This is a genomic window from Paenibacillus sp. EC2-1 (assembly GCF_049311625.1).
In the GTDB taxonomy this organism is placed as follows: Bacteria; Bacillota; Bacilli; order Paenibacillales; family Paenibacillaceae; genus Paenibacillus_AQ.
Window position 1 is genome coordinate 2560859 of the sequence record NZ_CP186006.1, and the last position, 13674, is coordinate 2574532.

A 13674-nucleotide genomic window follows, 5' to 3' on the forward strand; every position below is an offset into this window, starting at 1 on the left:
CATATATTCAAAAGAAGGGATTAGATATTGAATAGAGAACTTAGTGTGAATCAATATATTAAATAGGATTTTATTAGAAGGAGCGAGACATGATGTCGAAAAACAAAGAAAAAATGGTGGAACTAGACGTTGAGAAAATTAACATAGTCGATAAAGAAGGGAATTTAAGAATGTCTTTATTCAATAGTGATCTTATTCCAGACCCAATAATAGATGGAAAAACTTTAACTAGATCAGGGATAATTCCAGGATCAGGAATGTTGTTTTATAACCACGATTGTGATGAATGCGGTGGGCTAGTCTTTGGTAGCAGAACTTACACCTCTGAAGAATTTGATGGCGAATATGCAGGAAAAACAGAATCGATGTCCTCATTGACTTTTGACGGCTACAAGGGAGATCAAGTTGTCCAAATGTATTTTCATGAGAATACGGTAGGAGACCGTATGTATGGTTATACTCTTTATGATCGACCAAGTGGAGTGACAAGGGCTCGCATGGATCGGTCTCAAGATGGTTCTGTGGGTGTCAAATTATCTGATAGCAAAGGACAAGAACGTATCCGCTTAGTTGTCGATGCTAATGACGTTCCTATACTCGAATTTTTGAATGAAAAAGGTGAAGTAGTATACAGTCTTCCTCCTAAACAAAATGATTAACTAGACCCTCTATAATTTGCTACATAACAAGATCAAATGAGAAAACGATAAAGAAAACAATAAATTATCGTCGAGGTCACATGTATGAAGGTTTTAAAGAAACGAAAGTGGATTGTATGGTTTTCAGCTTTAGTCCTTATCATTACGGTCTCAATAACCATTTTCATGCAAATAATCATCCATTCTAATGTTCCAAAACTAGCAGAAGAAAGTATTGAGCAGCGGTATGCACAGCAAGGCAGCTATCCTGTAAAAGTAGAAGAAGTAACGAGTAAGAACGGAGAGGCTTTGTTTAGAATATATTATCCAGTATTTCAAGAAAACGAAACTTATCCTATGATTTCTTGGGGCAATGGAACAGGTGCCACGCCAGATCGTTATGACGAACTCTTGACTCATCTTAGCAGCTGGGGATTCATTGTCATAGATTCTTATAGCAAGACAACAGGGACAGGCAAAGAAATTATAGAGGCTGTCGATTATCTAATAGATGAGAGTGAACTAGAAAGCAGCTTGTTTTATCAAAAAATAAACGTGAAACAGATTGGTGTGGCTGGACATTCTCAAGGTTCTACAGGGGTTATTAACGCTCATACCAACTTTACAAATGGATCGTTGATTAAGACGGTTGTATCCATCGCGCTCCCGGACTTGAAGCATTGTGACCCAGAGGATGTGTACGATACAGCGCGTATTACGGTTCCATTCCTCATCCTAGGCGGCACACGAGATTTTCTAATCTCACCAGTATCAACGAATCAATTAGCCTTGCAAAGTACGAATGCAACCACTCCTGTTATGATGGGGATGGCAAAAGGAGCAGCTCATACAGCAATTCAAGGTGATGGTGGAAATCATAAAGGTTATTTAACAGCTTGGATGAGATATCGACTGTATGATGATCAGGGGGCCAAGAAGGCTTTTCATGGAGATTCCTCCGAGATGAGCCATAACCCCAATTGGGTGAACGTTATGCAAGCCAATATGGATGCTGATGAAGTTGTGCAATAATAGTATTTCAAGACATTTGTAGGGGGAATCATAGATGGATATGAAATATCCAATTGGTACTTTTCAATTTAATGATGAAATTACTAGTAGCATTAAGGATGTTTGGATAAATGAAATTGAAAATTTCCCAAGATTATTACGCGAAACAGTGAAAGACTTAGTAGATGAACAGCTGGATACAGCATATCGCTCAGGGGGGTGGACTGTTCGACAAGTAATACATCACCTCGCAGATAGTCATATGAATGCCTACGTACGTTTTAAATTGGCTCTAACGGAAGAAAATCCTGTAATTAAGCCATATAATGAAACAAAATGGGCTGAACTATCTGATTACAGATTGCCAATTGATACTTCACTCGCACTTCTAGAAACATTGCACAATCGTTGGACTAACCTTCTAAATAGTTTGACGCCAGCTGATTTAGATAAGAAATTTATTCATCCAGACTCAGGTGAAGTATCAGTAGGGAAAAATATAGGAATGTATGCTTGGCACGGTAGACACCATCTTGCACAGATAAGTTCTTTGTGTAATCGTAAGGGTTGGTAATGGTTTTGTGAATAATAACACCATAAAGTATGGTAGATATATGATATAGTCAGAATAGTTTTACTTTTCAATTTATGACGAAAAAACGGGAGTGACATAATGTATGAAAAAAGGTTTGCTCTTACTTATGGGTTTATTACTAAGCGTGGTGTCAGTAGCCTGTAACAATGATGGTAGTACACCGAAAGAAGCGGATGCACAGGATATTAAAGAGAAAGTCCATGCGTATAGTGTAAGCACTAATGAGGATGAGAAGGCATCAATTACATCACATGAACTTATCGTAACGGATAAGGGTAAGGAGACTACTTTTAACCTTCCAGAGGACGAGTTTTTTGTTTCGATTGCACCGTATGTTGAAAGTACACATGAATGTGCTATTCACTCGTTAACGGGGTGTCAAGGAGAATTAGTAGAAAAAGACTTTGATGTGCATATTCAGGATAAAGAAGGTAACGTAGTGGTGAATGAGACGATGACGTCTTTAGATAATGGATTTATTGATCTATGGTTACCGCGAGATCGGACTTATCAAGTGCAAATTAAGTATGATGGCAAAGTAGTAGAATCTGAAATTTCTACTTTTAAGGATGATAATACTTGTATCACAACGATGCAACTCACATAATTCTTCTGTAATGCTTATCAAAGTTCATGACAATAGAGCAGACTACCTACTTAAGTATCCTTCACCAGTTAATGCAGTCAATAATACTATATTCGTTTGAACTAACAAAGAACGGCGATCCTTATTTGAGGATCGCCGTTCTTTGTTTTAGTCCACTGCTGCACTTATTTGCATCGATAACCAGCTGTATATTCTAGACATGGTACTTTACTTTATCCCTTTCATATACCCTTGGATTTTTGAAGAGAACATGAAGAGTACGATGCTGAGCAGGATGGCTGCTCCACCAATGACACCAAAATAGATCATTTCTGTCGCTGGGGAATAGAACTTAACAATCTGAGCATTAATCGCTTGAGCCGCCGCATTGGATAAAAACCATAAGCTCATAGTCTGAGCTGAGAAAGCGGAAGGAGCCAATTTAGTCGTAGCCGATAAACCTACAGGAGATAGGCATAACTCACCAAGCACAACAATGAAGTAGCTGAGAACGAGCCACAACGGATTAACGAGAGAGTCTTCACCACCGAAGTAAGCTGGTAAAAGGATAACTAGGAAAGACAAGCCGGCAAACAATAAACCGAGTGCGAATTTCTTAGGTATCGTTGGCTGCCGTTCACCAAGTTTCACCCAGAACCAGGCAAATACAGGCGCTAGCAAGATGATAAATAAAGGATTTAGAGACTGGAACCAAGCTGGTCTAATATGAATGCCTGCAAAATCCAATTGTGTCCGTTTATCTGCATAATTGGCAAGGATCGTTGAACCTTGTTCTTGAATAGCCCAGAACATAATCGCTGCAATAAACAGTGGAATGTACGCGATGAGTCTGGATCGTTCCTCACTTGTGGTTCGTGGACTACGGAACATAACTATGAAATATAGAGTAGGAATCAGAATTCCCAAGATGCCAATTATTACGATCAGCGTATCAAATGTCAATAAACCTAGCGGAATCGTAATGGCAACGATAGCAGCGATAATCACTGCACTGACACCGATAGTAACGAACACTTTCTTTCGTTCCTTAGGTGATAAAGGACTTGCTACGTAAGTACCTGCAAGACCGAGGTTTTTTTTCTTCGTAAACATAAACATAATCAATCCAAGAAACATACCGATCGCTGCAAGACCGAAGCCCAAGTGGAAATTATAATCCATACCAACGGTTCCAACAATGAGCGGGGCTATGAAGGATCCCAAGTTAATGCCCATATAAAAGATACTGAATCCTGCATCTCTTCGCTGATCTTGTTCACTATAAAGCTCTCCAACCACACTGGATACATTAGGCTTTAACAAGCCTGTACCGAGCACGATCAGAACCATGGACACAAAGAATAAAGCCAGACTACCTGGTATAGCTAGAGTGATATGCCCAAGCATAATGAGTATCCCGCCGTAGAATACAGCCTTGGACTGACCGAAAATTCGATCTGCTAACCAGCCTCCAATAATCCCAGACATATAGACGAGTGAACCGTAAATGGATACGATGGCTAGAGCCGTGTTCTGATCCATGCCGAGTCCGCCCTTGCTCACTTCGTAATACATATAATAAACCAGGATTGCTTTCATTCCATAGTAGGAAAAACGTTCCCAAAACTCAGTGAAGAATAGGGTGAACAACCCTTTGGGATGTCCGAAAAATCCCTGTTGCGGAACACTCTCAACAATTTTTTGCTTGTTTACATCAGACATGCTGTCACTTCCTCCTTGGTGCATTAAATGAACGGTTAAAAGCGTCATCCCTTCATAAGGATATCCACTTTAAGTAAATTTCAACTTTAAATTTCCTGTTTAGACACTTCGGCGGACTAAAATTATACCATATGTATTGTTGATTTTACTATTAAGATGGTATGTATGCATATATTTCCAACCTTAAAAGGCTTCGATTACAGCGAATAGAGGGGTATAAAGTTTTCGACTTATGTTTTGCTTGTTTAGCCGTAGAATATATTTGAAAGCGTTATCATTCTATCTTTCTAAATAAGAAAGGAGAGAAGTAATGAGAAATTCGAAGAATAAGAAGCAGGGGGTGTTCCCGTTGTTATCAAACAGGCCTCCATCATCAAAAGTGAGCAAAGGATGGGGGAGAGGCTTAACGGTTATGACGTTATCAGCCGTTTTAACGGTTCCTATGGCCATGGCGCCGACTGTAACTTTTGCCTCGGAAGGGACCGATCATTCAGCTCTCACATTCGTGGGTGAGCAGGATCTTGCCACCCGTGCTTCACAGCTTGAGAAAGAAGCAAGAGCCTTGGGAATTCCTCTGTTTTTATTTGAAAACAGTGTACCTAAGACATTTAAAGCGGAAAAGGGAGATACCATTGAACTGGATGGCAGTCACTCAAAGGACGGTACTCACTCATTGAAATGGAATTATTCGAAAGGTTCCAAACTCATTGTGAACGAGAAAATAGGCTTTTCTCCGTATATCTCTAATAATCAAGATCAATCGATTAGTAGTTTTGTTGTCTGGGTTTATAACGAAAATCCGGTGAACGATACAGTCACTTTCCAATTTGGCAGAGGGAATCAGAAGGAAAGCTGGTTTGAAATGAACTTAGACTTTTCAGGCTGGAGAGCAGCGTGGGTTTCATTTGAGCGTGATATGAATGGAACTCCTCATCCGAATATGAATCGAATGACAGTTGTCGCTCCAGAATCGAATTCTGGGACATTATATTTTGACTCCATGATGTTATCTACTCGAATTGACCCTCGTCATCACACGCCAGATCAACAAGTTCCATTCGTGAATCCAGGCGTAACGGAGGCCGCAAATGCTCATTGGCTCAGTCTATTGGAATATTCCAAACTGACCCCTCCAGATCCGTCAGCCGAATTAAATGAAACAGCATTAAGTGGTATCCGTAATATTGAAACAAAATTCACTGAATTCATCTTCAAAAAAGCTAAAGTAACCGAGTCCTTACTGACGGATATTCGAAGCAAGTATGCCGCTTTTAACATCACTCGAGACGATAACGGAATTCGCGGTGCTTCCCTATTTATGCCTCACTTTGACCATGTTCCAGATTCCTTAAAGCCATCCTTTAAGGAACTAAGCAATACAGCAGATCTTAAAGCCTATACGGATTTAATGAATGTTGTAGCTAACACGTATCTTTCAACTGAAGATATAGCGATTAGATCCGAACTGAAATACATGTACATTAATTTAACCGATCATTTAGCGGACCAAGGCTGGGATTACGGTAGTAGTCAAGGTACGATGCACCATCTCGGCTATAATGTTCGTGGATTTTATTCTTCAGCCTTCTTAATGAGGGATGTGCTTAAGGAAGCCGGTATATTGGATCGTACTCAAAAAACGTTGTTTTGGCTGAGCGGGGCAGGAAGAATGTATACACCTAAAGATGAGGTTGTCGGCAATATTGACATTTTTAATACGACAATGAATGGGATGTTAGCTAGTATTCTAGTCCAAGAGGACTCAAAGGAAAAGATTAGGGATATGGAGAGTTTTACCTCTTGGCTCTCTCAAGGACTTCTTCCCGCTAAAGGACTAGAAGCCGCATTTAAGAAAGACGGATCAGCGTATCATCATGCGAACCATTACCCTGCATATGCAAAAGACGCCTTTAATGGCGTGACTCCTATACTTTATGTATTATCTGGTACTCCATATCGTGTAACGGAGGAAGCTCATGAAACGTTGAAAAAAGCACTGCTTGCGATGCGCCTGTATTCTAATAAAACACAGTGGCTTATCTCAGTAGCCGGACGTCATCCTGATGGCCAAGGAGCATTGGCTTTACCTCCATACCGCTATATGGCGCTCGCGGGATCCCCTAACGGGAAAGACTCGATCGATCGTGATTTGGCTGCAGCTTATTTGAGGATCGTGAATCAAGAAGATGCAACCGCCCGGCAGTTTAAACAGATGGGAATTGAAGCCGAAGCTGACCCGAGTGGATTCTGGACGATGAATTATGCCAATCTAGGGATTCATAGAAGGGAGGGGTGGCTTGTTGGAGTAAAAGGCTACAGCCGTTATCTATGGAATAATGAAACGTACCAAGATGCGAATCTATATGGACGCTATATGTCATATGGACAAATGCAAATTATGAGTTCATATAATCATCGAGATAGTGGGTATGTACAGGAAGGGTGGGATTGGAATCGCTGGCCGGGAACGACCACCATCCATCTGCCGTTTGACAAATTGCGCTCTCATGTCAGAAATGTAGACCGTTTCAGCGGTTTTGAAGAGATGCTGATTTCGGATGAAACCTATTCAGGAAGCTTAAGCCTTCAGGGTCAGAATGGCATGTTCGCGATGAAGCTCCATGAGCATCCTAAATATGACGGAACCCACAGAGCACGGAAATCCTATTTCTTTTTTGATGATCGAATTGTTGCTCTTGGGTCTGATATTGAAAATGAAAACACGTCTTATCCTACCGAAACGACATTGTTTCAAAATCACATGGAAGCACAATCAGAGCCAGTGTGGATGTCCGATACAGGAGCAATTACGGAGTTTCCGTATAAACAACAGCTCGCTCTTACACAAGATGCTTGGGTAATGGATAATAAAGCAAATGGTTATTATGTACCAGCAGGACAGACGATTTCCTTATCACGCTCGGAGCAGCAATCCAAACATCAGAAGAATGATACGGATACGGCGGGGAACTTCGCAACCGCATGGATTGATCATGGAAAAGCCCCCAAAGAAGGCACCTATCAATATGCGGTTTTGGTGGACACTACGGAACAGAAGATGAAGGAGTTTGCTTATTCAATGGAATCTACGGATCAAGCGCCGTATGTTGTTCTGCAGCAGAATCGGATGGGGCACATTGTACATGACCGGGATAGTGGGATAACCGGGTATGCTTTATTTGAACCCAATGATTCAATCAATCAAGGAATTGTAAGTGGTGTGGATACGCCCTCCATGGTCATGACTCGAAGGGATGGCGAAAAATTAGTATTAAGCGCGGTTGACCCGGATCTGCGATTGTATGAAGGTACTGACGCAGATCAGTATGATGAGCAAGGCGTGCAGAAGGAAGTGAGTATTTACTCTCGGACTTGGCTACGCTCAGATAGCATCATGCGTCCGATGAAATTGACGATTGAAGGGGAGTGGACTTTGGGATCGCTCGATTCTAGAATTCGAATTCTTTCAGCAGAGGAAGGCCGCACTGTACTGGAGATGGATTGTAAAGATGCGGAGCCGCTTGAGGTGGTTCTGTTACCGAAATAAATGAGATAAAAAAAGAAAGGCGTTACGATTCGCCTTTCTTTTTCACTGTTGTATCTGATTAGGAAATCTCCTCAATCAAATCAAATAATCGAAGTTCGTTGACTTCAGTGATGATGTCTTTGGTGCTGTCTTTATCAAACTTTTTCAACAAGCCACTGATTTGCTTTTTGATGGTTTCCACTTCGACGGCACGAATTTCGGCAATTTCTTTTCGTTTCAGCCCACTGCAGAGCAGCTTCAATACTTCAAGCTCGGACTGCGTTAGGCTAGCAATAATCTTAAAGAAATACGTAAGCTGATCTTCTGACTTTTTAATTCGGGCAAATTCGTGTCTAATCTTCTCCGCTATAATCGGGCGGATCGGTGATTGATTGTTTGCAGCCGAATAAATGGCCTCGATAATTTCTTCTTTGGGTGCTGATTTCATCAGATAATCAACGATGCCCGTCTGAAAGGCTGCGAATACAATATTATTATCCTGATGGACCGTAAGCATGATGATCTTGGTGTCAGGTAAAATCTTATGTATCTCTGAAGCGGCTCTAATTCCAGCCATTTGACTTTCCATCTCAATGTCCATCAAAACGATATCCGGTTTCTTCACTGCGGCATAGGCAACCGCTTCGTACCCGCTCTTGGCTGAACCGACAAGTGTCAGATTGTCCACACTATTGATGATTCGTTCCAGCCGTCTGCGATGGGCTTCCATATCATCTGAAATAAGAATATGAATGTTCCCCAAATGAATACCTCCCCTGAAAGAATATCGGTGGTATATTTTATACCCTCTTCACCAATGGCAATAGAATATCAAACTGTGTAAATTCCCCTAACGCACTTGTAACTTCAATTTTCCCTCCATGCCCGGTCACCACCTTATGACAGAAGGACAATCCAATGCCCCAGTTCGTAATGCTAGGCTTGGTAGAGAAAAATGGGGTGAAGATGTCATCCGCGTTCTCTGCTTCAATGCCAGGACCATTATCCCGAATTGTAACCGTGCCCCATTGATCGACTTGATTTAGCCTTACCGTGATCGTGCCAGCGGTATTTCCTAATGCTTCTACAGCGTTCTTAAGAATGTTATAGATCGCTTCATTTATCTGTTCTTCATCGATGTGGACAAGGATGTTTGATTCCGTTTTTTCTAAATAAATTTCGGCTTTTGATAGCTTAGAAGAAAACCGCTGAATCGCTTTTTCAACCGGCTGCTCTAACGGAACGGGCTTCATTTTCAAAGTGATTTCCTTCAGCTTCTCATTCGCTTGATTAATACTATTAAACGATTGCTCACATGATTCACTAATTAACTTAAGGCTGTATATCGCATCTTCATCATCTGATAATTTTTCTTGAAGATATTCCGATTCAGAACGAATGGCAAGCAGATGGTTTTTGATGGCATGAGTAAATGCACGAACCCCTAACGAGGCCGTATCGATCTTTTTTTTCGTCATGAGATTGGTATTTAAATAACGAGCTTCATTTGCTTTGTATTTAAAAATACTATAGTTCATGATGGCGATAGCAATAGCAGCAATTAGCGGAAAAAAACGATATTCCGTTAAGAATAAGTTAATTGGAGGCTGTAAGTAATTGATGAAGCTTTTACTAAATGTAGTTCTGACGAAATTGGATGGAGCCCAGTAAAAAATAAATAAATGCAAAAATGTTATGGGCAGCAAACAAATCATCATATAAAGTACATGGTCTCGAATGGACCGTAGTTTGTAATAACGGATGTAATAGTAAATGAATAATGCCAGACTGATGATGAGATAAGAATAATTCAATATTTGAAAAAACGTATCTCCTATATGACTAAACTGCTGATACAGGAGCGTAAGACGCTCGGTTTCGAAAGCTAAATCCTGAAAATAAAGGTGGATACTCGGATCGTAAAAAAGAAACTGAATTACACTGAGCGCAGCTAGACCCATGTACACAAAGCGTAACTTGGCATTCATGATCAGGTTTCTAATAAATGATATCGAAAAACTTATATATGAAAAATAAAATAGAATAATCCCCAAATTGAATAAACGGATTAAGGTATGGGTATCAAAATTTTGCAGAACAAGACGGCTCCAAGTCCCTGGGCCCAATTCAATAAACTGATTCACGATGTAGTAATAGTAATTAAATTTTGATAAATAGAGGGTGAAAGAAATATACGCCAAAATCCACCCAATCGTTAACGTACATAAGAAGAAGACGGACCTGCTGTTCAAGTTCTTATAAATAAAAAAGATTAAGATAACCATGAATATTAAACATAAGAAAATCATGAATGTAACACCTCATATAGGAAAAGAGGGGGTAAAAACATTCTACTTATTCCCACAAATGAGAACCCTTACAATGATTATATAACAAACCATTATAAAAAGGGGGACAACACATGAAAAAGGGATTTCGTTTATTTTCTCTACTTATATTATCGCTCAGCATCATCGCTGGCTGTTCTGAGAAAGGGAATGCGGGAAACGATAAAGAAACTGATGGACCCGTCCATTTGAAGATGGCTGTTTTTCCAGCTGATGAAGCGGTGTTTAAGAAAGGTTATGAAGCATTTAAACAGGATCATCCGAACATAGACATCACCTTTGAAACGTTTCCGCAACAGCAATATTATGAGAAAATCCGGATGCAGCTTTCCGGTGGTGAAGGCTATGATTTATTCACTGGACAGATGGACCAAATGATTGACACGGGGATTTTGGCTCCACTAGATGACTATATCAAGGATAGTAACATGGATGTTACGGGATATGGCTCAATGTATGAGTCCTATAAGTATGAAGGAAAAGTATTAAGCCTGCCGTTTCGTAAATCCAATTGGATGCTGTATTACAACAAAAACCTTTTTGACGAAAAAGGGGTAGAGTACCCAAGCGATGATATGACTTGGAGTGAATTCCGTGAATTAGCGAAGAAGATGACTAGTGGCAGTGGGGAAAATAAAGTATATGGTGCCTATCTGCAACAATGGCCGTCAACCTGGTATATGAGTGCGGTTCAACAAGGCGCTTCTGTAATTGATAAAGATTTAACTCCTTTTAAAGATGCTCTGCAATTAAGATTCGATCTCGAACAAGACGGTTCGATCATGAAATGGTCTGAACAGGTAACAACGGGCGCCCATTATAATGCGGCTTTTCAAAAAGGAAATATTGCAATGAGTATGATTGGAGACTGGCATGTGGCTCAGCTTCGTCAAGGTGAAACGGAAGGTGCGATGAAGTTTGACTGGGACGTAGTTCCGATTCCTCATCCTGAGGGAGTGGCCAAGAATACCTCATTAGCGTTGCCTGTTACGATCATGATGAATAAAAAAACAAAGCATGCCAAAGAAGCATTTGAATTCCTGAAATATATGTCAGGCAAACAAGGGGCAGAGCTTCTTGCATCCGAAGGCTATTTAACGGGTTACATGGATAAAGATGTGAAGGCAAGTTACCTTGGTGATGGCACGAAAAAGCCAAAAAGTCTTCATTATTTCTTAGAAACAAAAGAATATCCGGAATACCCGATGCTTCCAGGTGTTAAGAACATCGTTGTTGAACAAATCTTTAAGCAAGAAGGAGAGCTTGCTCTTATTGGACAGCGCACCGTGGATGATGCGATTCAAGAAATCGCTAAACGTGTCAAGAACGAGTGGGCGAGTAAGTACGGAGAAAAGTAATGAAAAAATGGGGGCACTGCTCTGATTTATCTTAACAGCAGTGCCCTATTTTTGAAGAAAGGATGATATACAGGCATGAAGCCCGGCAAACCAAAGAAGTCAACCACCATACGGCGAAATCGGATCACAGCTTATACCTTTCTTCTTCCAAATATAATCGGCTTCCTGTTATTTATCTTGGTTCCTGTGATCGCTTCCTTTTTCATGAGCTTTACTTCATGGAATGGGTTTGGAAATATTGAGTTTATTGGTCTAGATAATTACGTTCAATTATTGAAGGATGAAAACTTCAAAATTTCCTTTCTGAATAGCATTCTGTTCATGGTCATTTCTGTTCCTGTAACTTTATTTCTATCCGTATTAATCGCAGTCATCCTCAATCAAGGTGTGCGTTTCGTAAAGGTGTTCCGTACCGCGGTATTCCTGCCTTATGTGACAGCGACGATTGCTGTTGCTGCGGTGTGGCAATTGATTTTCAATCCAACAATGGGTCCGATCAATGGCATGTTAATGAAATTTGGAATCGATCAGCCACCCGGCTGGCTGTCTTCCCCGAGCTGGGCGTTAATCTCGGTTTCGATCGTTTATATTTGGCACTCTATCGGCTATTACATGGTGTTATTTCTAGCAGGACTGCAAAGTATTCCGGATTATTTGTATGAAGCCGCTGATCTGGATGGAGCAGGGCCGATTTCGAAGTTCTTCAAAATTACCTTGCCCATGTTGTCTCCGGTGCTCTTCTTTACCACAATCATAGGCGTTATTAATTCGTTTAAAGTATTTGATCTCATCTACGTTCTGACCGGAGGCGGGCCAGGACGATCAACTCATGTACTTGTCTACGACATTTACAATAGTGCATTTAAACAATTCGAATACGGGTACGCATCAGCGATGGCATATGTATTATTCCTGCTCATTCTGCTGATCTCGATCATTCAATTTATGGGTCAGAAAAAATGGGTGAACTATTAAGAACAACACACAGCCTGAAAGGAGTGGATATATGTCATGAATGTGGCTCCCGAAGCTTCCGTTCACACCTCTAAAGTGAAGAGGAGGAAGAGAACTTCCTCCGGACAAGTTATCAAGTATGTTGTCATCATTGTCGTATCATTAATGATGGTCCTTCCCTTTGTTTGGATGTTGTCTGCTTCATTAAAAGCAGAAACAGAGATTTTCGGCTTTCCGATTAAGTGGATTCCTGAAACCTTCCGCTGGGACAACTACAGTGAAGTTTGGACATCGGTCCCATTTCATTTGTATTACTTGAATACGATAAAGATTGCTGTAATTACGACGATTCTGGTGATTATAAATAGTTCCCTTGCGGGTTATGCGTTTGCGAAAATTAAATTCCCTGAGAGTAATCGAGTGTTTTTCATATATGTTGCAACAATGATGATTCCTTATCAGGTCATGATGATTCCACAGTTTATGCTGATGAATAAGCTCGGACTGGTGAACTCGCACTGGGCATTGATTATTCTGGGGACATTCAACCCCTTTGGTGTGTTCTTATTCCGCCAATTTTTCTTATCCATTCCGGATGAGTTGTTAGAGGCTGCTAGGATTGATGGTCTGAGTGAGTTCGGTATTTATTGGCGGATTATTATGCCACTCTCAAGACCGGCAATTGCGTCTCTTGTTATTTTTTCATTCATGCACTCTTGGAATGATTTCTTGGGTCCATTGATTTATCTGACGTCAGATAGGTTGTATACGCTGCAGTTAGGAATCCAACATTTTATTACCGAATATAACACGGAATATGCCTTATTAATGGCTGCGGCCGTTTCGGCGATTGTACCGACAATCCTCGTTTATTTCTTAGCCCAGGATCATTTTATCAAGGGTGTAGCCAATACTGGAATCAAGTGATGAGGGGGC

Annotated in this window: 11 protein-coding genes; 8 read left to right on the forward strand and 3 right to left on the reverse strand. The window is 40.7% G+C overall.

The annotated features are described in order from the left end of the window. The first annotated feature begins 92 nt into the window (after window positions 1-92). The 4 genes from ACK8P5_RS12110 to ACK8P5_RS12125 all read left to right on the forward strand — a co-directional run bounded on the left by ACK8P5_RS12110 (window position 93) and on the right by ACK8P5_RS12125 (window position 2851). Window positions 93-659, forward strand: a complete 567-nt coding sequence (locus ACK8P5_RS12110) for a hypothetical protein (RefSeq protein WP_422661176.1) — start codon at window positions 93-95, stop codon at window positions 657-659. Window positions 660-743: 84 nt separating this feature from the next. Then, a complete protein-coding gene (locus ACK8P5_RS12115; RefSeq protein WP_422661177.1) occupies window positions 744-1670 on the forward strand; it encodes a chlorophyllase/cutinase-like alpha/beta fold protein in 927 nt (308 codons plus the stop codon). Window positions 1671-1704: 34 nt separating this feature from the next. Then, window positions 1705-2223, forward strand: coding sequence for a YfiT family bacillithiol transferase (locus ACK8P5_RS12120; protein WP_422661178.1), 519 nt, complete (start codon window positions 1705-1707; stop codon window positions 2221-2223). Between the two features lie 103 nt (window positions 2224-2326). After that, complete coding sequence (locus ACK8P5_RS12125) at window positions 2327-2851, forward strand: CueP family metal-binding protein (protein WP_422661179.1); 525 nt, start codon at window positions 2327-2329, stop codon at window positions 2849-2851. A gap of 207 nt (window positions 2852-3058) precedes the next feature. Here ACK8P5_RS12125 and ACK8P5_RS12130 read toward each other — a convergent pair whose 3' ends face one another. Continuing rightward, window positions 3059-4552, reverse strand: a complete 1494-nt coding sequence (locus ACK8P5_RS12130; protein WP_422661180.1) for a peptide MFS transporter — start codon at window positions 4550-4552, stop codon at window positions 3059-3061. Between the two features lie 310 nt (window positions 4553-4862). Here ACK8P5_RS12130 and ACK8P5_RS12135 point away from each other — a divergent pair, with 310 nt between their 5' ends. Beyond that, on the forward strand, window positions 4863-8099 hold the full coding sequence (locus ACK8P5_RS12135; protein WP_422661181.1) for a chondroitinase family polysaccharide lyase: 3237 nt from the start codon (window positions 4863-4865) through the stop codon (window positions 8097-8099). 58 nt (window positions 8100-8157) lie between these two features. Here ACK8P5_RS12135 and ACK8P5_RS12140 read toward each other — a convergent pair whose 3' ends face one another. Both ACK8P5_RS12140 and ACK8P5_RS12145 read right to left on the reverse strand, forming a co-directional pair. Further along, window positions 8158-8841 (reverse strand): response regulator, encoded by a 684-nt coding sequence (locus ACK8P5_RS12140; RefSeq protein ID WP_422661182.1) that lies wholly within the window; start codon window positions 8839-8841, stop codon window positions 8158-8160. A 37-nt stretch (window positions 8842-8878) separates the two neighbouring features. Further along, on the reverse strand, window positions 8879-10066 hold the full coding sequence (locus ACK8P5_RS12145) for a sensor histidine kinase (RefSeq protein ID WP_422661183.1): 1188 nt from the start codon (window positions 10064-10066) through the stop codon (window positions 8879-8881). 434 nt (window positions 10067-10500) lie between these two features. On the opposite strand from ACK8P5_RS12145, the gene ACK8P5_RS12150 reads away from it, so the two are divergent. The 3 genes from ACK8P5_RS12150 (at window position 10501) to ACK8P5_RS12160 (ending at window position 13665) form a co-directional block, all read left to right on the forward strand. Next, window positions 10501-11784 carry an ABC transporter substrate-binding protein gene (locus ACK8P5_RS12150; RefSeq protein ID WP_422661184.1) on the forward strand — a complete coding sequence of 428 codons (1284 nt, stop codon included), beginning with the start codon at window positions 10501-10503 and terminating at the stop codon, window positions 11782-11784. Between the two features lie 75 nt (window positions 11785-11859). Further along, a complete protein-coding gene (locus tag ACK8P5_RS12155; RefSeq protein WP_422661185.1) occupies window positions 11860-12759 on the forward strand; it encodes a carbohydrate ABC transporter permease in 900 nt (299 codons plus the stop codon). A 36-nt stretch (window positions 12760-12795) separates the two neighbouring features. Beyond that, window positions 12796-13665, forward strand: a complete 870-nt coding sequence (locus ACK8P5_RS12160) for a carbohydrate ABC transporter permease (protein ID WP_422661186.1) — start codon at window positions 12796-12798, stop codon at window positions 13663-13665. Window positions 13666-13674: the final 9 nt, after the last annotated feature.

What these genes read in the sequence shown, in the direction of transcription:
- ACK8P5_RS12115 (WP_422661177.1), top strand. Translation starts at nt 744, where the DNA reads ATGAAGGTTTTAAAGAAACGAAAGTGGATTGTATGGTTTTCAGCTTTA.
- ACK8P5_RS12160 (WP_422661186.1), top strand. Translation starts at nt 12,796, where the DNA reads ATGAATGTGGCTCCCGAAGCTTCCGTTCACACCTCTAAAGTGAAGAGG.
- ACK8P5_RS12125 (WP_422661179.1), top strand. Translation starts at nt 2,327, where the DNA reads ATGAAAAAAGGTTTGCTCTTACTTATGGGTTTATTACTAAGCGTGGTG.
- ACK8P5_RS12135 (WP_422661181.1), top strand. Translation starts at nt 4,863, where the DNA reads ATGAGAAATTCGAAGAATAAGAAGCAGGGGGTGTTCCCGTTGTTATCA.
- ACK8P5_RS12110 (WP_422661176.1), top strand. Translation starts at nt 93, where the DNA reads ATGTCGAAAAACAAAGAAAAAATGGTGGAACTAGACGTTGAGAAAATT.
- ACK8P5_RS12145 (WP_422661183.1), bottom strand. Translation starts at nt 10,066, where the DNA reads ATGAATGCCAAGTTACGCTTTGTGTACATGGGTCTAGCTGCGCTCAGT.
- ACK8P5_RS12120 (WP_422661178.1), top strand. Translation starts at nt 1,705, where the DNA reads ATGGATATGAAATATCCAATTGGTACTTTTCAATTTAATGATGAAATT.
- ACK8P5_RS12155 (WP_422661185.1), top strand. Translation starts at nt 11,860, where the DNA reads ATGAAGCCCGGCAAACCAAAGAAGTCAACCACCATACGGCGAAATCGG.
- ACK8P5_RS12130 (WP_422661180.1), bottom strand. Translation starts at nt 4,552, where the DNA reads ATGTCTGATGTAAACAAGCAAAAAATTGTTGAGAGTGTTCCGCAACAG.
- ACK8P5_RS12150 (WP_422661184.1), top strand. Translation starts at nt 10,501, where the DNA reads ATGAAAAAGGGATTTCGTTTATTTTCTCTACTTATATTATCGCTCAGC.